This window comes from Lactobacillus sp. M0396 (genome assembly GCF_016101625.1).
GTDB classification, from domain to species: Bacteria; Bacillota; Bacilli; order Lactobacillales; family Lactobacillaceae; genus Lactobacillus; species Lactobacillus huangpiensis.
This window is the reverse complement of sequence record NZ_JACFQE010000004.1, coordinates 89,451-109,572: the sequence shown is the minus strand read 5'-3', so window position 1 is coordinate 109,572 and position 20,122 is coordinate 89,451. Positions and strand designations below refer to the sequence as shown.

The window sequence follows — 20,122 nt, the reverse complement described above, 5'->3', positions numbered from 1 at the left end:
ACATAAAAAAAGAAACCATTAAATGATGGTTCCTTTAATTGCATAATTGATTTATTTGTTATTGTTAATTTTGTTCTTCTAATTTTTTTCCTAAATCAATAATATATTTACGTAATGCATCCTTCGTTTCCGGATGTTTTAAGCCATATTCTATCGATGTTTCCAAATAACTTTCCTTATTCCCAACATCATGACGAGTCCCCTTAAATACGTGCGCTAAAACCCGTTGAGTTTTATTCATGGTATCAATTGCATCAGTTAATTGAATCTCCCCGCCTTTATCTGGTTTCTGTTCAGCCAAAATTGGAAAAATTTCTGGAGTTAAAAGATACCGGCCAATAATGGCATAATCACTTGGTGCCTTGTCTACTTCTGGCTTTTCTACAAAAGATTTAACATTTATTAAGCCAGGCGCAATTTCACTATCTGGTTCAATTATGCCATATTTATAAACTTCTTTATGTGGCACCGGCATGACTGCAATTGTGGATGCATTAGTTTCACTATAACGGTCAATCAATTGTTTGGTTAACGGTACTTTGTCCATCATCAAGTCGTCGCCAAGCATAACGACAAATGGTTCATCTCCAATAAAACTACGTCCACGGGCAATCGCATCCCCTAAACCTGCTGGATAGGGTTGACGAGTATAATAAATATTAATTCCCAAATGGGTAATTTCCTGCGACATTTTAAGCAGACCAGTCTTGCCTTTTTCCTGCAGATTTTGTTCAAGTTCAGGATTGGAGTCAAAATGATCTTCAATCGAGCGCTTATTTTTTCCAGTGACAATCAAAATGTCTTCAATACCAGATTTTTTGGCTTCTTCAACAATAAATTGAATAGTCGGTTTGTCGACAATCGGCAACATTTCCTTAGGCATTGCTTTAGTTACCGGCATAAACCTAGTACCAAGACCAGCAGCAGGAATAATTGCTTTTCTTACTTTCATATTTTTTACGCTTTCTTTAAAATCATAAAACTAATATACCAAAATAAAAGTGAATGCGCCAATTTTTAATGACTGCGCTTTCTTTGAATATATTCAGCTAAACGACCCACTGAATAGTTTACTTCTCCGTAATTAAGCGTCACTATCGCAGCATTTACACATGTCCCCAGTAAAAAGAGGATTGAGGAAATATTCAACCACAACATGAAAATAATAAAAGTACCGATAATACCATAGTTTTCCCAGCTGATACGAAAATGATGCAGATAGAAACTAAAAAGCCAGGAAAGAATAATCCAGCCGAATAATGTAGTAAAAACACCTGGCCAGATAACTTTTTTCTTTAATCTGATGTTGGGTAAAAAATAATTGACATAATACAGTGAGCCTATCATTGTGATAATAATTACTGGGTAACGATAACTAAAAATTTTTTCAATTTCGCCAACAGAAAAAGAGAAAATTGGGCGTAAAAATTCGAGTACCTGCTGACCAAAAATCAAAGTTAAATTAAGCAAGGCAAATACTATAATCATGAGGTTGGTCAACATAATAGTAATAGATCTTGTCCAAACAGTAACTTGCCATTTTTGCTTTAATTCTTGGGCACGAACACCATAAACCCGATTCATACCAATTCTAATAGCATTAACTAACGAAGAAACAGACCATAATGCCAATATAATACCGAATGAAATATAACCACTTGATTTGCTTTTTAATAATGAGTTAATTATCGGCATAATAAATTTAGCAATTTTATCTGGAAAAATCAGTTTTAAATAACTGGCAATCGGTTCAGTATTAATATTAAATAACGGCAAAATATTTCCGATAATAATAATTAACGGAAATATCGAAAACAAAACATAGTAAGCAATCGCAATTGCGCTTGTTAAAACTTCACCTTGAGTAAATTTCAAGGAAACAGTTTTATAAAATAAAAAAGAGCGTTTCCTGATTGCCTCAGCTTTTTTACCCATGCAATTTAGTCATCCATTTCGTCAAAATGTGGTAAGTATTTTTCGTAGCCATCATATGGCTTTTGTAGCGTTAAAATTTTAGGACCATCCTTTGTTATTGCAAAGGTATGTTCAAATTGTGCGGATTTTGAGCCATCCGGTGTAGCGTAAAAGACCCAATCATCTTTAGGATCCGCAACGCTTTTTTCAACAATGCGCCAGTCACCACCGGCTTCTACCATTGGTTCACAAGTAATAGTCATTCCTTCACGCAGTCTTAATCCGTGTCCCGCTTTACCCCAATGTGGCACTTCTGGATCTTCATGAATACTTGGCTGGATACCATGACCGACTAATTCTTTAACGTCACCATAATGATGCTCATCTTCTACAAAATGCTGTATTGCGGCTCCGATGTCCCCAATGCGATTACCTAAAACTGCCTGATCAATACCTAAGTACATGGCTTTTTTAGTTGTATCCATCAAATCCTGATCAGCTTGAGAAATTTCACCTACTGGGTAAGTAGTACAAGAATCTGTTTCAAAGCCATTGAGATTGCACGTCACATCAACTTTAACTAAATCGCCTTCCTTTAAAACTGTGTCTTTACGTGGAGTAGCGTGGGCGATCTGGTCATTAACAGAAATACATGTCCCATATTTGTAACCTTCAAAGCCCTGCTCTGACAACCTGCCACCACGACTTTTGACAAAATCTTGACAAAATTCTTCAATTGACCAAGTGGTAATTCCGGGCTTAATTACTTCCCTTAGACCTTCAAACATTGATGCTAATAACCTGCCTGAAGCTTGCATGCCCTTCAATTCTCTAATGGATTTAATTGTAATCAAATTTAAATTCTCCTCTATTAAATGATGTTTGATTACATTATAGCGTTTTTTAAAAGTTTACTAAAGAATTTCATTAATTACGCAAAATTAGGTATAATGTTTTGATGAATTAGTTTTTGTGAAAGGTATGAATTTAATGAAAGCTAGAATAGTCTATGCAAGTATGACTGGCAACGATGCAGATATAGCAGATATTCTGGAAGAAGATTTGCAGGATTTGGGCTTCGATGTGGAAACGAGCGAAGCTGAATTTACTGACGCCAGTGATTACTTATCAAGTGATTTGTGCATCTTTATTACTTATACCTATGGCGAAGGCACTATGACTGACGATATTGCAGATTTTTATGATCAACTAAATGACTTGGATTTAACTGGAAAATATTTTGCTGTGATGGGCAGTGGCGACATGATGTATGCTGATCATTTTTGTGAAAACGTCTTTGATTTTGAAAAAAAGTTTAAGCAAGTTGGAGCAAAAGAAGTGACTAAACCTGTTACAATTGAAAATGCACCAAACGATAACGATATAGATGCAATTGATAATGCAGCTAAGGAAATGGCTGATCAGTTAAATGGTTAAGAATAAGAAAATGGATTCACAAAAATTTGACTCAATGTCTGATCCTAAAATTCATCACTTAGCACAAAAAGTAGTCAAAAGACATCGTAACTTATTTGTTTACATGATCTTTGGTTTTATAGCGGCTCTAATCAACACCGTGGTTTTTATGGTTTTACATAAATGGTGGCATAGCATTGTTTTAGTATCAAATACTATTGCATTTATTGTGTCTAACCTGGCCTCCTTCGTATTTAACCAAAAGGCTGTTTTTATCAATAATGTTGATGAGGAACATTCAACTTGGCAAAAACTGATTATCTTTTTTACTTATAGAATTATTAGTCTTATTCCGGACAGTTTAATTATGTTGGTCGGATTGTCCTGGCTTCATTTAGATGCACTGTTAGTAAAAATTGTTGATCAAATTTTAGTGGGTATTTTTAATTACCTCACTACGAGATCTGTGTTCCAAGCCCAAGAAACCACCATGATTGCACGAGCAAAAGAGAAAATTAAATCACGTAAAGAAAAAAGTGATAAATAAAAGCCAAGAAAAAACTTTTTCTTGGCTTTTTGTATAACAAAATTTAGACAGCTTATTTAAAATCAGCAGGTTTTTCACCCTTATTTTGAGCAAAATAATAGGCAATATCATCCATTATTCTTTCTGATGCATGACCATCACCATAAGGGTTCTTTGCATTGGCCATCTGGTCATAAACTTTTTTATTTTCAAGTAATTCCAACATTGAGTTTCTGACATTATCAACTTGCGTTCCCACTAATTTTAGTGTCCCAGCTTTAACACCTTCTGGTCTCTCTGTAGTATCCCTTAAAACCAGTACTGGCTTATTTAATGCAGGAGCTTCCTCTTGAACCCCACCAGAATCTGTCATAATAAAGTAACTTAATTTAACTAAGTTATGGAAATCAACCACGTCTAGTGGGGCAATCAAATGGATACGCGGGTCGTTACCTAAAATTTCGTGAGCAACTTTTTGCACACTTGGCGATAAATGAACGGGATAAATAATTTCAACATCATCTTGATTGTCTACAACTTGTTTCATCACTTTAAAAACTCGTCTCATAGGTTCGCCCTGATTTTCCCGCCTGTGCATGGTCACAAGAATTATCTTGTTTCCAGGCTTAATCTGGTCTAAAACCTCATGGTGGTAATCAGCTTGAACAGTTTCTTCCAAGGCATCAATAGCTGTGTTACCTGTGATGAAAATATTGTCAGAATTGTGGTTTTCTTTAATCAGATTTTGCTTACTTACCGCAGTTGGTGCAAAATAAAGATCAGTTAAATCATCTGTCATTTGCCTATTCATTTCTTCGGGAAAAGGTGAATACTTATTCCATGTTCGCAGTCCAGCCTCAACATGGCCTAAAGGACATTTATTATAAAAGCTGGCTAAACCAGCAGCAAAACTGGTAGTTGTATCTCCATGGACCAAAACAATATCTGGTTTAACTTCTTTTAAGACTTTTGTCATATCGATTAATACTTTGGCTGTGACACCCTCTAAACTTTGGTTTTTTTCCATAATATTAAAGTCATAATCTGGCTTGATTTTAAATATATCAAGAACCTGATCTAGCATTTCCCGGTGTTGTGCTGTAACCACCGTAATTTCTTCAAATCGATTATCTTTTTTTAATCTCTGTACCAACGGAGACATCTTTATAGCTTCCGGTCTGGTACCAAAAACAGTCATTACCCTAATAGTGTTCATAAAATCCTCCAATAACTCCAATAAATAATATATTAATAAATCAACTAACAAAACACAAGCAAATATTATGCAATATTATTCATTGAACTGAAACAGGTGAAAAAATGAATTATAATTTTAAGTTATTATTAATTACTGGTTTACTAATTGTTGTGGCCACTTTTTGTTTTGTTTTTGTTTTTGACAAGACAAAGACAGTCAAATGTAGAAGAATACTGCTTGGAATATCATTAGCTTTATTCATATTAATCATCTTTTTAATTATTCGGATTTTAAAATCGCCAATATACTAAACAATTTCGCCAGCAACTGCTTTAAATTAGCAAACGCACAAATAAACACTTTATAAAAAGTGTTTATTCTTTCACATTATATATTCATTAGCTGTATAATTACTTTGAAAAGAGGTGAATAAATTATGGGTAAGGAAGAAGTCACAAAAAATGTTTGGATTACTACTCACGGCGATAAATGGGCTGTTAAAATCGCTGGTAGTGACAAAATTTCTAAAACTTTTGACCGCAAAGCTGATGCCTTGGAATACGCAAAAAATCTAGCACAAAAAGAAAAAACCGAACTAATTAGTCAAAAAAGAAATGGGCGTATTAATTTAAAAAATTCATACGGTCATGATAGTCCCAAAGCAGCAGGCTAGTATATATTGATACATTATCATAAATACTATTTTCATATATTTATCTATTTCTGACATTTTAATTAATCTTTATTTCTCAAACTAAAATATAAACTTTATTTTATTCATATTTACATAAATAACAAATCTTTCAAATTCTGGTCTGATTATCTTCTTGGTAATCAGACTTTTATTTGTCCGCAATTATTTTTACCCCTAATATATCTGAACTATCAATACTATCTTCTTTTTTGTTACCAACAAATGTGAAATTTGTCTTTGTTGTGTTTTTGATTAAAACATCCGTTACTACAAAGGTTTTAATTGCACCATCTTTAAGCCTAAATTCTACTTTTTGACCTTTTAGGACAAATTTTAATTCACAGAATGGCATTTGATGTATATCTAAAGAAAAATTGGCACTGCCTGGAATTGCATCAACTACTTGTGAGATAAAAACATCATCTTTTGAATCATCAGCCATAAAAATCATTTCAGGTTGGTCATCATCTTCATCCTCAATTTCATTAACAAAGATTGTTCTTTTAGTACCATCTTTTAATTTGAAAGTTACATTACGAGCCCGAAAATTATCTAAAACTTCGGGTAAAGACATTTTGTGTGGATTCATTTTTAAAAATTCTAATTAAACTAAAAAAACCAATCTTGTTTAAAACAGGACAGTTAAGCTGAAAATGATCCTGCTACAAAGGATTATCAACTGTTTTCTAATAAATTTAAAATCTGTAAAATTTGTATTTAAATTATACCTTATATGACCCCGGTGAGATTCGAACTCACCTCTACGGTTTAGGAGACCATTGTTCTATCCAGATAAACTACAGGGTCGCAATAAATTAACTTTACCAAATTTGAGTGATAAAAGCCAATTTTTTTAGTAACTAATATTGACGAGTAAAATATGGTTGTGGTGCATTAGAATCAGCGATTTTATCTGCCGCAAAAACGAAGGGGATCCAAATAGCTAACGCTATCAGCATGTTGACAATTGACAATACGATAGCACGCCAATCATAATTACAGGCTAAAAATGGCCCGATGATTGGTGGCACAACGGCAGGAACTGCTACTTGTACAGGATTAACTAAATTCATCATGCTGACACCATATGAAAAAGCTACATTGACTAAAGGAGCAACAACAAACGGGATAAAATAAACTGGATTGAGAACTACAGGCAAGCCGAAAACAATTGGTTCATTGATATTAAAAATTCCCGGTGCAAGTGCAACTTTAGCAATTGTTCGGTAGTCACTCCGTTTGGAAAACAGCAGTATGGCCACAATCAGCATCAAAGTTCCCCCTGCTCCACCAAACCAGGCAAATGCGTCAAATGATCCGCGAACCCAGATAAAAGGTGCTTCTCTTCCTGCACGGGCAGCTGTAACATTAACGTTCTGGGCAGTTAGCCAAATTGAATCTAAAATTGGAGCCCAGACACTTAAACCATTAAAACCAAAAAAGCTAAAAATCTGGACTAATAAGGTCACAAGCATTACCATACCGAAGCCTTGACCTAATTTTACTAAAGGTGTTTGAATCGAATTGAGCAACCAGTTGCCAAAAAAAGTTCCCGTGATTGTCTGAAAGACAAAATTAATCATACCAACACAAAATATCGCAATAATTGCAGGAATAAGTGAATCAAATGCCATCTGCTCAGCATAAGGCAAATTGGCAGAAAGATGAAGCTTGATTCTCGCTCTAAAACAAAGTGCAAAGATAGCAACACCGATTGAACCAAATAAAATAGCAGTAAAAATTCCAGTAGTCGAAAATTGTGAAATATTAAAAACTTTATGAACAGGAACTACTTTGCCGTTAATTTTAAGTTTAGTTAAATTAGCAATGCTCATGGCCAAAGAAGATAAAGAAACAATTGCTCCAGCAACTGGGTCAACTTCCATGCTTTTAGCTAAATGATAGCCCAAAGACATTGACAAAAAGAGGGCAAATAAAGCAAAGGTACCACGCCAAACTACATTACACACTAGTGAGAGCGGCTGCATTGCCCAAGCAAAAGTGTGCCAGCCTAATTCACTTTTGGCTGCAGCAATCAGGCTTTTGACCAAAACAGCAAGAGAGCCAGCAATAGTAATAGGCATTACTGAGACAAATGCATCCCTTAGTGCCACAAGCCAGTGAGTTTGCCCTATTTTGTTAGCTACAGGCAAAATATAGTCTTCAAGCCAAGTAACTAATCGACTCATTTTTGCTCCTTTCTCTTCAAATAATGGGGGTGATAGCCCTTGTTTTTATTCTTATGCTTTTTATGTTTTTTGCTTGATCCATTAACCTTCTTTTCTTTAGTTGTGTCTCGCTTTTTATTTTCCTTTTTACGTGGCATTTTAGTAGTTAAATGAAACCCTGCAAAATATACACGTTCAATTTTAACACTCTGCTCAAGTAGCTTCCTAAGATCGCGCAAATCATGATCATCACCCAGGGTAACCACAAATCCTTTGGCACCCATGCGGCCAGTTCTTCCGGCACGATGCATGTATGTGTTAACTTCACTAGGGATGTCGTAATTTATCACATATGTTACACCAGCAATGTCTAAACCACGGGCAGCCAAGTCTGTGGCTATAAGCAATTTGCTTTTGCCAACTTTAAAATTATTAAGAGCCGCCTCTCTTCTCTGCTTGCCAAAGTCATTAGCTAAAATACCAAATTTAGTCTTAGTATGTGCTAAAATACCCGCAAAATGCATCATTGTTTGGTTTGAATCAAAAAATAGGATACCTTTAAAACCATCAAGGCGCATCAGCCGCTGAATAAAATCAACTTTATGCGCATTGTCTATTTGCAAAAAATAATTTTTAACAGTTGATTTCTGCTCTGGTCGCACATCAATAGTGATAAATTTGCGGGCAAAAATATCTTCTGCCTGTTTGGTTATATCAGATTCAGTAGCACCAAAAAGCAAGATTTGCGAATCAGCCGTCATATTCTGCCCTAAAGAACTTAATAATTCCATTTTATTGAATTCTAAAACGTCATCCGCTTCATCTATTACCAGAGTTCTTATTTGATTAACTTTGATGCGATTAGCTGAAAAGAAATCAAAAAATCTTCCGGGAGTGGCAACGACAATTTCAGGGTGTTTCTTTTTTAAATTATCTTCCTGACGTTTGCGATTTCCTGCACCAACAAGTGTAATTCCAGTTAAAGCGAGAGCATGAATAAAGGGATTAATGGCATGGCGAATCTGCACCGCTAATTCTGTTGTTGGTGCAATAATAATTAAACTATTGGGTTTGCCTTTTTCTACTTTTTCCAGTGCAGGTAAAGCATAAGCCAAGGTCTTTCCGGTTCCCGTTTTTGCAAGTGCGATACAACTTGCACCATTTAAAATTGGAATTCGCGTTTCTTGCTGAATCAAAGTTGGTTCAGCCATTTTTAATTTTGTTAAAACTGCTTGAATTTCTTGTTTCATTATTGTGTTAATTGTCCGTATTTCTCCTTGTACTGGGTAACTGTACCATTGTATGTTAGCATAACTACCCCACTTTCTAAATTTCTTACAGACTTTACCCGTCCGTCATTGTTATAGCGCCAAAATGAATATTGCATTTTATTTGGGGCTTTTTTACCGCCAGTAATAAACTGTACACCATGAGGAAAATATTTTTTATATTTAACTGGGATATCTACCATGACGCGTTTATTTAATCCTTGAAGCATGCCAGCAAATTGAGCCATTTGTTTAATATATGTTAAATCATAGCTATCAATAGCTGGTTCTATCCAAATTGGTAAACTTCCCGTGTCTGTGCCCACCTTTTTCAGAAAATACTGATAGTGCTGCAATGGTGTTGATTCATTGCTGTAAGCAACGATGGTGCCAAAAGCAAGTTTAGTTCCTAATATTTGATCACGATAAGACAAATAATCATCGTCAAAGTACGAGCGCCCCTGTGTACTTCTCAAATAGACAAATGAAATGCCGTTAGACTGCAGTTCATGTAAATCAACATAACCATAATTCTGGTTTAATTCAACGCCAATTGCACTTGAATTGCCATTTGGCGGTAAAGTAGTTTGCTTATGCATATTGGCTATACCAACGATAAGAAGCCCAATTGCAACAATTAGCAATATTAGAATCGCAGGTAAAGTAAACTTATGATGAAACCTTTTCATCTTTTTCTCCGTTTATTTTTCTACACCTGTACATTATAGCAATTTTTCAGCTACAGTTGCTAACTACAATCTTGACAATAAAAAAGTGGCTGACTTTTCAGTCAGTCACTTATTAAGCAGTAACTATTCTTCAACTAAATATATTGGTTTTTGTCCGTTTAATACTCGTTTAACATCAGTCATACTGTGTTCAATCATATTTTTAACAGAGGTCTTGGTGTAATATGCGGAGTGCGGCGTAAAGACCACATTAGGCATTTTTGCTAATTCCTGGTACTCAACTGGCAATTCGGAAATATCTTTGAATTTCTTCATGACAATTGCCTCTTCACCAGTCATAACATCCAATGAAGCACCAGCAATTTCTTTGTTCTTCAATGCATCAATCAAGTCTTGAGTATTAACCAATGGACCTCTAGCTGCATTAATGAGATATGCGGTGTTTTTCATTTCTTTAAATTGCTTTGCACTAATCATATCTTCCATTGAAGGCTCAAGTGGTGTATGCAATGTCAAAATATCCGCATTTTTGACTACAGTATCAAAATCGGTATATTCCAAAAATGCTTCATTAGCAGGATTTTCAACCAAGTCATAACCGAGTACGTTGGCTCCTAAAGCATGAAACATTTCTGCAACGCATGAACCAATACGTCCAACACCAATAATACCAACTGTTTGGTTATAGATTTCATCACTCATCAAATCTTCAGACCGAACAAAATTGAGGTGCTCTCTTTCATTATCTAAAATAGGTCCCCATTTTCTCAACAAGTACATTGCAGAAGTCAAAGTGTTCTCCGCCACTGCACGAGGAGAATATGCCGGTGTATTAGTTACAATCATATGATACTTGTGTACAAAGTCAAAATTGACAATGTTATACCCAACAGACCTTAAAGCTATTTGCTTAATTCCATATGAGCTCAGTTTACGATAGACCTCTTCCTCATCTATGTCAAAGACCTGCAAAACGCTGACAACATCATAGCCTTTCGCCATCTCAACAGTCTTAGCATCAAGCTTGTCTTCAGTTGAAACTAAATCATCTTCAGGATGATCTTTATTCCACTTGTCAGCATATACCTGTTGCTCCGGGGTCATATTGTAAAGTAAAGCTTTCATTATTAATCCTCCTTTTTTGGATAAAAAATTTATATCTCTTATTGTATCCAAAATTAGAATAAAATTAAAGATAAATTTTAAAAATAATATTTAATAATTTAAGCTTAATCACATGAAATCGAATAAGACTATCAGATTTGCACATTATAAATTAAATTTTTTGTTCAATTTGGTCGATATTAACCTGTAAAACTTCTCTTAGCCAAGGAAAACGTGCCTTCATTTCAGCAAATTCCGGTCCTTCTGCCAAGAATTTTCCGGTTCCTTTAACATGAAAGCCAGCTCCTGGACCAGCTGTACCCTCTACTTTTTTAGAACCCATAGTCAAAACAACATGATTGTCATTAGCAAAATCATTTTCAATACTATGCATGCCTGCTGCTGGGAGATAAAGGCGATTATTTTCCTCGTCGACTTTTACATACGACATCCACGTATTTACCACACTAGCAGGATTTGCATTAATAGTAACAATTGTGACTGGTCCTTCATCCTTCATTACATCTAAAAACTTCTGATTCATTTTTGTCCTCCTAAAAAATAAAAGAAGCTGCTTTTTTAGTAGCCTCCTTTATTATAGAACGTTTGTTCGAAAGCATGAAATAAAATGCTTATTTTTAGTAAGCTCGTTTGCCTTTTTTGTAAACCGCTTTGTCCTTTTGTACAACTGCACTGATTTTTTCTAACGGATTTTCATCCAGAACCAAGAAATCTGCATACTTACCTTCTTCTAAAGAACCGTATTCTTTATCTATTTTTAGAAGCTTGGCAGAATTATAACTGGTTTCCAAAGCCTCGAAATTAGTAAAGCCTTGTTCTACCAACAAAGGCAATTCTTCAGGAGTCATTGTAAAGTCATTAAATGGAGTTCCCGCATCAGTACCCAGAGTGATTTTGACACCAGCATTTTTAGCTTTAGTTATGTTGCCCCGCAAGTCTTTCCAAGCTGCAGCTATTTTATTCATTTCCCATTCAGGAATTTTCCCAGGAGCATATTCGATGAATGCCCAAGCTCCAACTATTGTTGGTGTTAAATATGTTCCTTTTTCAATCATCAACTTAATTTCTTCATCATTAACGTAAAAACCATGTTCAATGCTATCAACGCCGGCTTTAATCGCATTCAAAATTCCTGGGTTGCCCTCCGCATGTGCCGCTACAGTTAAACCTTTGTGATGAGCTTCTTCTACTGCAACGTGCATTTCGGCTTCACTTAATTGGGGATCATCGAGAGAGTCATTCTCAGTCATGACTCCGCCTGTTGCCATAACCTTAATTGCTTTAGCACCAGCCTTAATTCCTTGGCGAACAGCCTTACGCATCTCATCAGGTGAATCAACCAATACACCAAAGTTAGGCAAATCACCATGTCCACCAGTCATAGAAAATGGGTGTCCTGCGGGCACAATTTCTGGTACCTTAGTTAATTTGTTTTTCTTAATTAAATTATTAAGAGCAATATCTATATTATATGTACTGCCACATTCACGAATATAGGTAACACCTGATTTCAATAAATCATGCAAATGTTTAACGGCACGAACCGTAGAAGATACAACATCAGATTCACTGCCACCGTCAGGGGTCAAAGGATCCATAATAATATGAGTATGGCAGTTGATTAAGCCAGGAATCACATACTTATTCTGCAAATCAACTGTTTTATCTGCTTGAGGTGCAGTACCTGTAGCAATTTCGGTAATCTTACCACTCTCGTCATCGACCACTAATGTTGTATTAGACTGAATTTTATCATCAATCCCGTTAAACAAATTAACGTTAGTATAAGCAGTTTTAGTCATCTAAAAAACCTCCAAATTTTTGTATAAAAAAAGCACTCATCCTTTTCCTCTTAAGGACGAGTGCTCGCGTTACCACCTTTTATTCATTTATTACTCACGTAATAAACCTCATTAACTATCAAACAATAGCTTGCAAAAATAACGGATGCAACTCCGCCACTGGCTGATTATCACCAATGGACATCAATTAGAAGCCCATGTTCACTACTAACTGCTAACTGATTTTCACCAAATATCAGCTCTCTTTATCAGCAACAAAATAGTTACTCTGCTTTGCAAGATGTTGTTTATTTAATTGACTTTTAATCTATCATTATTTATTAATTATGTCAACACCATGAAGTAAAAATGAAGAATCGGCAGTTCACTTGGGGGTATAGCATTAACTATTTGGCTAAGAATGGTAAAAAATTTTATCATCATAGCCTTACTTTTCTGATGCTTTTATAATAGTTATTTTGTTTAACCTGATGATATTGCTTTTTTTAAGTTTATGCTAGGTAAAATTTTAGTAACAGGTAATCGATAACCGCTTTGATGCCACACCTCCAATTACGACTTTAAATTAGTTTTGATTACCACTGTTTTTAGTCGTTAAGCCAGAATGCTAATAATTAATCTATCCCTACTCATATGCGTTTTTTCTACTAATTGTAACTAGTATTAGCTTAATTGATTAACTAACAATCCTTTTTCCTGAAAGATGTAAAAGGCAAGAGCCTCAACTTTTTGCTTTAATCATCCGCTATTTTATTTCAACGTTGATGAGATATTAGCAAATTCAAATAAAAACTAAACTGATGAAATCCATCACCATTCAATGATTAAATGAATATTAATTATTCTAACTAAAACAACAGTTTATTGAGAAATTAGGTTTATACACAAGAAAGAAAGATACTTAATTAACAATGATTTAAATGTTTAATTAATGTCAAGATTAAACTGATAACTATATTTTTAACATCAGATTCGTTACCATTATTGGCTGCGTTCAGGTCTTAATTTCTTGGTGCTTTTAAAAGCAATATCCTAGTCCTGACCAGAGATTAACGGCAACGAAAAAGATTCTACAATGAAAGTTGATATAATTTAACCAATTACATTCATAAATAAAAATATTTACCTTTTGTTAATAATTTAGTGGTATTTATTTTGTTAATATATACAAACAAATAACTGTATGCATTTAACGACACAATAGCTTTTAATTTACATTAATCTTAAAAAATCTAACTTGAGAAATATATCTTTTTAATACTAGCTAAAAATAAAATCACAATCAACAAACGACCAATCTTTTGCTAACTAATATCATCTTAACTACTAATTTGACTTATTTGATTAAAGCATGATAAACATTATCTTGAACGTGAATCTTATCGCCTGTTTTAGCATCGTCACCTGCTTGTATAACATGATCTATTGAATTTGTAATTACTGTAATAATTGTTGGCTTTTTACCACTTGCTTTAATTTGCTCAAGATCCATTTCAGCCAACTCAATTTTTGGAGAAACTTTCTCTCCTTCTTTGACTTTAATAGTAAACGGTTTTCCTGCCAGATCAACAGTATCGATTCCCATATGTAATAATACCTCCAGACCGTCTTTCGTTTTAAGTCCAATTGCATGCTTGGTCTTAAAAATTGAAACAACTTTACCTTCTACTGGACTGAAAATATGTTGATCACTTGGTTCAATTGCAAAACCTTCACCCATCATTTTTTTAGAAAAGACTTCATCATCAACATCAACTAAAGATTTAAATTTACCGTTAACGGGTGCAGTAAATTCAATTGTCATTTTATTATTTTCACTTACTGTATTATCTTCAGCATCATGGCTAGTTGTGGTTTCATTTATTCTTTCAGGATGAGCAAGCAAATCATTTATTTCTTGACTATAAAGATCGGCTTTACCACCAAAAATAACTTGAAGTCCACCAGCAACTTTTAAAACACCTGGAGAACCTAATTTTTTAAATACAGATTCATTAACCTGACTGTTATCTTTAAGTGAAATTCTTAATCTGGTAGCACAAGCAGAAATAGTATTTATATTCTCAGCTCCACCTAAAGCTGCAATAATTTGCTCAGACTCTGTATGTAGATTGGTGGCATTTCCTGATTTGTGATCATTTCTTTCAACGTCATTATCTACTTCAGTTTGCATTCCAGGAATATTGACGTGGAATTTTTTAATACAAAAAGTGAAAACAAAGAAATAGAGGAAAAACCAAATAACCCCAATAATTAATACATTAGGCCAGTTTGTTTTATCTTTTCCTTGCAAAACACCAAACAGCAGATAATCTATTAATCCACCAGAAAATGAATTACCAATTCTGATGTTCATAATATCTGCAAGATAGAATGAGCAACCATCAAGAAATGAATGAATTAAATATAACCAAGGAGCTACAAATAGAAATGAATATTCTAAAGGCTCGGTAATACCTGTAAGAAAAGAAGTAAGACCACCTGAAAGATACAATCCACCATCTTTTTTCCTGTTAGCTTTTGGCAGGCAAAGGTACATTGCTAAAGCAGCTCCAGGCAAGCCAAACATCATGGTTGCAAAACGTCCAGCAAAAAACCGAGTACCATAAGTAAATAAACCATGGAAATTTGGATCAGCTAATTGGGCAAAGAAAATATTTTGCGCTCCGACAACGGTTTTTCCAGCTACTTCTGCTGTGCCACCGAGTGCCGTATACCAGAACATCGGATAAATAGTATGATGTAAACCGACGGCTCCGGTCAGCCGTAATAAAAATCCGTACAGGAAACTACCAAAACTGCCCATTGCTGCAATTGCATGTCCTGCAGTAGTCAGCCAACCTTGAATTGGGGGCCAGATTAAGTAAAATATTGCACCGATAACTATAGCAGCAATTGCAGAAATAATTGGTACGAATCTTGATCCGCCAAAAAAGCCTAAAAATTGTGGCAATTGAATTTTACGATAGTGATTATGCAAGTATGCAACAACGGAACCAATTACAATTGCACCTAAAACACCGGTGTCAATTGTATTTTTAGGGTTAAACAATTGTAGCAAACCGGAAATTGTCGCAGTATATACAAGATAAGCTACACCACCTGCTAAACCGGCAGTACCCTTATCACCTTTAGCTAAACCAACAGCCAAACCAATCGAAAAGATTAAAGCCAAGTTACTAAAAACTGCGTTACCAGCAAAATTCATTATTTTTAATGTATTTTGTAACCAAACTTGATTTAAAACTGGAAAAGCTGAAACAGCCGCATCATTTGTTAGAGCTCCGCCAAGTCCTAACAATAAACCGGCAACCGGCAAAATAGCAATTGGCAACATGAAAGCTTGCCCTAATTGGGAAAACCACTGACCAATTGCAGTGAATCTCTTATTTTTAGTCATTTTATTCTCTCCCTTTTTTAAATACTGAAGTGAACGTCCTAGCAATTTGCAGAGGTCTGGTAATAGCACCACCAACTACGATTCCAAGCGGATTAAGGTCTATTACCTTTTTTAATTCAGCTGGAGTATGAATTTTACCCTCTGCAATTAGTGGCAGGTCAGCATCCACAATTTTTTTAATTAATTGAAAATCTGGTCCAGACTTGTTTTCACTTTCAGCTGTATAACCAGCCAAGGTAGTACCAACAAAATCTACGCCACATTCATAAGCGTTCTGTGCTTCTTCAAAATTTGATATATCAGCCATCATTAACTGATGCGGATATTTCAATTTAACTTCTTTGATAAATTGATTAATGGTTTGTCCGTCATGCCGAGGACGTAAAGTGCAGTCAAAAGCTATAACATCAACCTTGGTTTCAACTAATTCGTCTACTTCTTTCATCGTTGGTGTAATGTACGGCTCTTCAGGTGGATAGTCCTTTTTAATGATTCCGATTATAGGTAAACTAACCATAGCTTGAATTTCTTTAATATCACGTACTGAATTTGCACGTATACCTACCGCACCAGCTTCTTCAGCAGCCTTCGCCATAAGAGGCATTATCCCTCCTTTTTCAGTATACAAAGGTTCTCCGGGTAAAGCCTGGCAAGAAACAATCAATCCCTTATGAATCTTATTGATAAACTTTTCTTTTTCCATATGTATTTTTACTCCATTAATATTATTTTTTGAAGTTTTACTTCATAAAGTATGATATTATTTTTTGGCGGGAAATGCAATCGTTTTCTTGAAAAAGGATGATATAATTTACTCATTAGCGAAAGAGGCTTTTTAAGAAATGAATTTTATTCAATTATTTAATGAGAACAAAAAAGAGTTGACCAAATCTGAAGTAAAATTAGCTAATTACATTGCTAGTCACGCAGAACAAGTAATTTACGATACAATAAAATCATTGGCTATAGCTTCAGACACAAGCGATGCTACCATTATTCGCCTTTGCAAGAAACTTGGCTTTTCAGGCTTTTCTAAACTAAAAATTTATTTAGCACAAGAATCAATTTCGCAGAATAAATTGGCTGCCACTAGTGCGGATAGTAACTTTTATATTGAAAGTGCAAACTTATTAATCGATTCAATCAACAAAACTAAAAGTTTGTTATTTCCCCAAAATTTACTTAAAGCGGTTAAGATACTCGCTAAAGCCAAGCGAGTCTATTTATTTGGCCTAGGGCATTCCGGAGAGTCAGCAAAAGATTTTGCTAAAACATGGTTAAGGATAGGTCTAATAGCGCATGCCGAAGTTGATCCCCACATTCAAGTACAAATTAGTTCATTACTAACAAAAAAAGATGTTGTTATTGGCCTATCTCTTTCGGGTCATACCAAAGATACATATGACTCTTTAAAACTAGCTAAAAAGAACGGAGCAAAAATCATTACTATTTCTAATGAATTGAGCTCGCCCATAGCAAATTTAGGCGACGTTCAATTACAAACAGCAGTGGGAGAATTTATAAATATTGGTTCTGTAGCCGGACAAGTTTCTCAACTTTATCTGTGCGATGTGTTAGCACGCGGGTACGAAATTTATACTAAAATTGATAGCAATTCCATTAAGGAAAAAGTCCTACCAGAAATATTAAAAAAAGAAATTTAATAGTTGCTATAAAAAAAGATGGTAAATCTATTTTTAGATTTACCATCTTTTATAATATTCAGAATAAAAGTTACATCTTTACTACCCTAACAGGATTACCCAAACCTTTTATGACTTTAAGCAAGTCTTGCTGATCTAGCCAAATAGTAGCTGTATTGTCGTTGGGATGAACAGCAATTCTAGGCTGCTGACTAAAGTATGAGTCAAGGTAAAACGGTATTTCATGCTCAGGATCGTTTAATAGACCTAAAGGTGTAACTGAGCCAGGTTCCAAATCCATTTTTTCTTTCAAATCTTGCGGTGAGACAAAACTAAGTCTGCGAGTGCCATTTTCCTCACGAAATTGCTGTAAGTTGACTCTTTTATCGCCCTTAATAGTCAAAAGATAGTAGTTACGTTTCTTGTCATCCCTCACAAACAGATTTTTAGCATCTGCTTCAGGATGTGGCAGAGCAATTTTTTCCATTTCTGCCATATTGTAAACAGCCTGGTGCTCTACTATTTCGTATTTAATTCCGTGTTGATCAAGGTAATATAATGTTTCGCTTTTGTTCATTTGGTGTTATTTTCTTAAAAGATGCTATTTTGAATCTTACTTCATAACTTACCAGTAGAAAGTTCCTTATGATTGGTGATAGTTACCATCCTTAAACGCTTTTTGGCATCCACCTGATAATAAATTACTAATAAATCATTAAGAACATGAAATTCGTGGTATTCACTCCAGAGTTTTTTCAAAACTTTATGAACAGTATATTTTTTCAATAGCTAGGATTTCAACTGCATCTATAATTGTCATCCTTGCATCCATTGTATCAACAGAAGAAAGATTAAACATACTTTGTAAATTATCCATTCTTTTTACAAAAGATTTTTCAAAACGCACTTCATATTTTAATTTTCTGTCCACCGCTTTTTCCAATCATCTAGATTATCTACTTTAATACTACTATCCTTAATCAATCCTAACTCTTCAGCTTTAGCTATTACCATAGCCTTTTCAACTTCGGAAGGTAAATTTGTATCTGATGTATTATCCTCTTTACGATTTACAGGATAACTAAATCCTTTATCATGGTTAAACTGAGAGATAAGCATTTTAACTGCCGTAGCAGCCGTCAAGCCGATTTGCTTGGCATTATCATCTAATTCTTGCTTTTCTTTCTTATTTAATCTAATTCCAAATTGTATAGTCGACATAGTATCACCTTATCTGTAAAGCAATAACGATAAATCAGTTAACATAAAGGTTGTTTAATCTTTATCAGTATAAAATGATTTCAACCGATACGTAGTTACAGGCTCCACGTAATAATTATATTTTGCCACCAGGTCACAGATTTCCTCACCATCAATCAAAGTGATAATTCTGGTGCCCTGACGTGCTGTCTTAATTGCGCCGCGAGTAAAATCAGAATTCGTAATAAAAATGCCAAATTCCGCGTTGTATTTATCCATTGCTCCGCGAAACTTATCTATTTCAGGAGCGGGCACATTGGATTGCCAGCGTTTTGCTTGTAGAGCTACTCTGGTAGTCCGATAATCATTTGAACGAACATAGCCAAAACCATCAAGACCACCGTCAGCAACGTAGTTAACGCCAATCGTCTTATCAACGTCGATCCCCATTTTGGTAAGTAAACCGCGGCAAAAAAGTTCAAACTTTTTCGGACTCATTTTCATCAGAGCATCTAACAAATCTTGTCTCCACTGATCTTCTTCTGTGACTTCATCCGTTGAATCCTTAGCAGAATCAATTTCAGACAAGCTTTTTTTCTTTAATTCCTGAGAATTATTATCTTCTAAAAAGGGACGAACATCCTTTTCCGGATTAAAAATATCGAGATTAACTTTACGACCTTTTTCAGATAATTCTACTTGATGATCATCTTCAGTTAAAAAACCAGTTCTTACTAAATACATAACTGCATAATTAAATGTATAGTCAAATGGTTTATACTTATTACCAGTTTTCTTAGATACCTTAACTTCATTCACTTCTTGTTCAGAAATTGCGGTGGAATTGTCACGAATATCTGAACAAATTTCACGCCTTGTTACCTGACCACCAAGACGACGCATTGAAATCAGAATTTCTTTCATAGTTACATTTTCTATATTAATTTGTCGATTAGCCATTCACTTTATTCTCCTAGTTAGATGCTTACTCTTATTATAATTTGAAGCTCATATATACTCAAACAGACTATGTAAGAAAAATTATACTAATTAAAGTTTTTTCAAAAATCGAATTAGCA

General features: G+C 34.7%; 22 protein-coding genes, 1 tRNA gene and 1 other annotated feature. Of the genes, 4 read left to right on the top strand and 19 right to left on the bottom strand.

What is annotated here, in order from left to right:
* Positions 1 to 64 precede the first annotated feature (64 nt).
* From galU to map, 3 genes are all read right to left on the bottom strand, one after another.
* Positions 65 to 952, bottom strand: coding sequence for a UTP--glucose-1-phosphate uridylyltransferase GalU (galU, locus tag H3T43_RS06245; RefSeq protein WP_045927754.1), 888 nt, complete (start codon positions 950 to 952; stop codon positions 65 to 67).
* A gap of 65 nt (positions 953 to 1,017) precedes the next feature.
* Positions 1,018 to 1,935, bottom strand: a complete 918-nt coding sequence (locus H3T43_RS06240; protein WP_052060226.1) for a YihY/virulence factor BrkB family protein — start codon at positions 1,933 to 1,935, stop codon at positions 1,018 to 1,020.
* 5 nt (positions 1,936 to 1,940) lie between these two features.
* Positions 1,941 to 2,768 carry a type I methionyl aminopeptidase gene (gene map / locus H3T43_RS06235; RefSeq protein WP_034977323.1) on the bottom strand — a complete coding sequence of 276 codons (828 nt, stop codon included), beginning with the start codon at positions 2,766 to 2,768 and terminating at the stop codon, positions 1,941 to 1,943.
* 136 nt (positions 2,769 to 2,904) lie between these two features.
* Between map and H3T43_RS06230 the strand changes: the two genes are divergently transcribed.
* Together H3T43_RS06230 and H3T43_RS06225 are read left to right on the top strand one after the other, a co-directional pair.
* Entirely contained in the window at positions 2,905 to 3,351 is a 447-nt protein-coding gene (locus H3T43_RS06230) for a flavodoxin (RefSeq protein WP_034977320.1), read from the top strand.
* The gene (locus H3T43_RS06225) at positions 3,344 to 3,877 is read left to right on the top strand and encodes a GtrA family protein (RefSeq protein WP_034977316.1); all 534 of its coding nucleotides are present in this window, start codon (positions 3,344 to 3,346) and stop codon (positions 3,875 to 3,877) included. The genes H3T43_RS06230 and H3T43_RS06225 overlap by 8 nt, the downstream gene beginning before the upstream one ends.
* Before the next feature lie 52 nt (positions 3,878 to 3,929).
* Here the strand turns inward: H3T43_RS06225 and wecB are convergent, their stop codons facing one another.
* Positions 3,930 to 5,072, bottom strand: coding sequence for a non-hydrolyzing UDP-N-acetylglucosamine 2-epimerase (gene wecB, locus H3T43_RS06220; RefSeq protein WP_198213316.1), 1,143 nt, complete (start codon positions 5,070 to 5,072; stop codon positions 3,930 to 3,932).
* Between the two features lie 418 nt (positions 5,073 to 5,490).
* On the opposite strand from wecB, the gene H3T43_RS06215 reads away from it, so the two are divergent.
* Positions 5,491 to 5,727 carry a DUF2188 domain-containing protein gene (locus H3T43_RS06215; protein ID WP_198213314.1) on the top strand — a complete coding sequence of 79 codons (237 nt, stop codon included), beginning with the start codon at positions 5,491 to 5,493 and terminating at the stop codon, positions 5,725 to 5,727.
* Positions 5,728 to 5,896: 169 nt separating this feature from the next.
* Here H3T43_RS06215 and H3T43_RS06210 read toward each other — a convergent pair whose 3' ends face one another.
* The 10 genes from H3T43_RS06210 to H3T43_RS06165 all read right to left on the bottom strand — a co-directional run bounded on the left by H3T43_RS06210 (position 5,897) and on the right by H3T43_RS06165 (position 16,903).
* Complete coding sequence (locus H3T43_RS06210) at positions 5,897 to 6,337, bottom strand: hypothetical protein (protein WP_198213312.1); 441 nt, start codon at positions 6,335 to 6,337, stop codon at positions 5,897 to 5,899.
* Between the two features lie 145 nt (positions 6,338 to 6,482).
* Positions 6,483 to 6,555, bottom strand: a tRNA-Arg gene (locus H3T43_RS06205).
* Between the two features lie 53 nt (positions 6,556 to 6,608).
* On the bottom strand, positions 6,609 to 7,937 hold the full coding sequence (locus H3T43_RS06200) for a PTS sugar transporter subunit IIC (protein ID WP_198213310.1): 1,329 nt from the start codon (positions 7,935 to 7,937) through the stop codon (positions 6,609 to 6,611).
* A complete protein-coding gene (locus tag H3T43_RS06195) occupies positions 7,934 to 9,169 on the bottom strand; it encodes a DEAD/DEAH box helicase (protein WP_198213417.1) in 1,236 nt (411 codons plus the stop codon). The genes H3T43_RS06200 and H3T43_RS06195 overlap by 4 nt, the downstream gene beginning before the upstream one ends.
* Entirely contained in the window at positions 9,166 to 9,873 is a 708-nt protein-coding gene (locus tag H3T43_RS06190) for a GH25 family lysozyme (RefSeq protein ID WP_198213308.1), read from the bottom strand. Before H3T43_RS06190 ends, H3T43_RS06195 begins: the two co-directional genes overlap by 4 nt.
* Positions 9,874 to 9,996: 123 nt before the next feature.
* The gene (locus H3T43_RS06185) at positions 9,997 to 10,998 is read right to left on the bottom strand and encodes a D-2-hydroxyacid dehydrogenase (protein WP_198213306.1); all 1,002 of its coding nucleotides are present in this window, start codon (positions 10,996 to 10,998) and stop codon (positions 9,997 to 9,999) included.
* Positions 10,999 to 11,149: 151 nt separating this feature from the next.
* Complete coding sequence (locus tag H3T43_RS06180) at positions 11,150 to 11,521, bottom strand: hypothetical protein (RefSeq protein ID WP_034977295.1); 372 nt, start codon at positions 11,519 to 11,521, stop codon at positions 11,150 to 11,152.
* Positions 11,522 to 11,615: 94 nt separating this feature from the next.
* Positions 11,616 to 12,800 carry an amidohydrolase family protein gene (locus tag H3T43_RS06175; protein ID WP_198213304.1) on the bottom strand — a complete coding sequence of 395 codons (1,185 nt, stop codon included), beginning with the start codon at positions 12,798 to 12,800 and terminating at the stop codon, positions 11,616 to 11,618.
* 49 nt (positions 12,801 to 12,849) lie between these two features.
* Positions 12,850 to 13,088 (bottom strand) — a binding site (T-box leader).
* 1,048 nt (positions 13,089 to 14,136) lie between these two features.
* On the bottom strand, positions 14,137 to 16,200 hold the full coding sequence (locus H3T43_RS06170) for a glucose PTS transporter subunit IIA (RefSeq protein WP_232350290.1): 2,064 nt from the start codon (positions 16,198 to 16,200) through the stop codon (positions 14,137 to 14,139).
* 1 nt (position 16,201) lies between these two features.
* Positions 16,202 to 16,903: an N-acetylmannosamine-6-phosphate 2-epimerase gene (locus H3T43_RS06165; RefSeq protein ID WP_198213302.1), complete on the bottom strand. Its 702-nt coding sequence runs from the start codon at positions 16,901 to 16,903 to the stop codon at positions 16,202 to 16,204.
* 139 nt (positions 16,904 to 17,042) lie between these two features.
* Here H3T43_RS06165 and H3T43_RS06160 point away from each other — a divergent pair, with 139 nt between their 5' ends.
* The gene (locus tag H3T43_RS06160; RefSeq protein WP_109586028.1) at positions 17,043 to 17,864 is read left to right on the top strand and encodes a MurR/RpiR family transcriptional regulator; all 822 of its coding nucleotides are present in this window, start codon (positions 17,043 to 17,045) and stop codon (positions 17,862 to 17,864) included.
* A 70-nt stretch (positions 17,865 to 17,934) separates the two neighbouring features.
* Here H3T43_RS06160 and H3T43_RS06155 read toward each other — a convergent pair whose 3' ends face one another.
* Genes H3T43_RS06155 through H3T43_RS06135 form a run of 5 tightly spaced genes read right to left on the bottom strand, consistent with a single transcriptional unit; the run spans position 17,935 to position 20,003 of the window.
* Positions 17,935 to 18,420 carry a prolyl-tRNA synthetase associated domain-containing protein gene (locus H3T43_RS06155; RefSeq protein WP_198213300.1) on the bottom strand — a complete coding sequence of 162 codons (486 nt, stop codon included), beginning with the start codon at positions 18,418 to 18,420 and terminating at the stop codon, positions 17,935 to 17,937.
* 41 nt (positions 18,421 to 18,461) lie between these two features.
* Positions 18,462 to 18,602 carry a type II toxin-antitoxin system YafQ family toxin gene (locus H3T43_RS09615; protein ID WP_370520794.1) on the bottom strand — a complete coding sequence of 47 codons (141 nt, stop codon included), beginning with the start codon at positions 18,600 to 18,602 and terminating at the stop codon, positions 18,462 to 18,464.
* Positions 18,603 to 18,606: 4 nt separating this feature from the next.
* A complete protein-coding gene (locus H3T43_RS06145) occupies positions 18,607 to 18,774 on the bottom strand; it encodes a hypothetical protein (protein ID WP_198213421.1) in 168 nt (55 codons plus the stop codon).
* On the bottom strand, positions 18,759 to 19,064 hold the full coding sequence (locus H3T43_RS06140; RefSeq protein WP_198213298.1) for a hypothetical protein: 306 nt from the start codon (positions 19,062 to 19,064) through the stop codon (positions 18,759 to 18,761). Before H3T43_RS06140 ends, H3T43_RS06145 begins: the two co-directional genes overlap by 16 nt.
* Positions 19,065 to 19,118: 54 nt before the next feature.
* Positions 19,119 to 20,003: a restriction endonuclease gene (locus H3T43_RS06135; protein ID WP_045927737.1), complete on the bottom strand. Its 885-nt coding sequence runs from the start codon at positions 20,001 to 20,003 to the stop codon at positions 19,119 to 19,121.
* Between the last annotated feature and the right edge of the window lie 119 nt (positions 20,004 to 20,122).

Bases quoted from the DNA above. Each gene is read 5' to 3' on its own strand.
- galU (WP_045927754.1), bottom strand. From the start codon at position 952: ATGAAAGTAAGAAAAGCAATTATTCCTGCTGCTGGTCTTGGTACTAGG.
- H3T43_RS06240 (WP_052060226.1), bottom strand. From the start codon at position 1,935: ATGGGTAAAAAAGCTGAGGCAATCAGGAAACGCTCTTTTTTATTTTAT.
- H3T43_RS06230 (WP_034977320.1), top strand. From the start codon at position 2,905: ATGAAAGCTAGAATAGTCTATGCAAGTATGACTGGCAACGATGCAGAT.
- H3T43_RS06225 (WP_034977316.1), top strand. From the start codon at position 3,344: ATGGTTAAGAATAAGAAAATGGATTCACAAAAATTTGACTCAATGTCT.
- wecB (WP_198213316.1), bottom strand. From the start codon at position 5,072: ATGAACACTATTAGGGTAATGACTGTTTTTGGTACCAGACCGGAAGCT.
- H3T43_RS06215 (WP_198213314.1), top strand. From the start codon at position 5,491: ATGGGTAAGGAAGAAGTCACAAAAAATGTTTGGATTACTACTCACGGC.
- H3T43_RS06210 (WP_198213312.1), bottom strand. From the start codon at position 6,337: ATGAATCCACACAAAATGTCTTTACCCGAAGTTTTAGATAATTTTCGG.
- H3T43_RS06200 (WP_198213310.1), bottom strand. From the start codon at position 7,937: ATGAGTCGATTAGTTACTTGGCTTGAAGACTATATTTTGCCTGTAGCT.
- H3T43_RS06190 (WP_198213308.1), bottom strand. From the start codon at position 9,873: ATGAAAAGGTTTCATCATAAGTTTACTTTACCTGCGATTCTAATATTG.
- H3T43_RS06185 (WP_198213306.1), bottom strand. From the start codon at position 10,998: ATGAAAGCTTTACTTTACAATATGACCCCGGAGCAACAGGTATATGCT.
- H3T43_RS06180 (WP_034977295.1), bottom strand. From the start codon at position 11,521: ATGAATCAGAAGTTTTTAGATGTAATGAAGGATGAAGGACCAGTCACA.
- H3T43_RS06175 (WP_198213304.1), bottom strand. From the start codon at position 12,800: ATGACTAAAACTGCTTATACTAACGTTAATTTGTTTAACGGGATTGAT.
- H3T43_RS06170 (WP_232350290.1), bottom strand. From the start codon at position 16,200: ATGACTAAAAATAAGAGATTCACTGCAATTGGTCAGTGGTTTTCCCAA.
- H3T43_RS06165 (WP_198213302.1), bottom strand. From the start codon at position 16,903: ATGGAAAAAGAAAAGTTTATCAATAAGATTCATAAGGGATTGATTGTT.
- H3T43_RS06160 (WP_109586028.1), top strand. From the start codon at position 17,043: ATGAATTTTATTCAATTATTTAATGAGAACAAAAAAGAGTTGACCAAA.
- H3T43_RS06155 (WP_198213300.1), bottom strand. From the start codon at position 18,420: ATGAACAAAAGCGAAACATTATATTACCTTGATCAACACGGAATTAAA.
- H3T43_RS06140 (WP_198213298.1), bottom strand. From the start codon at position 19,064: ATGTCGACTATACAATTTGGAATTAGATTAAATAAGAAAGAAAAGCAA.
- H3T43_RS06135 (WP_045927737.1), bottom strand. From the start codon at position 20,003: ATGGCTAATCGACAAATTAATATAGAAAATGTAACTATGAAAGAAATT.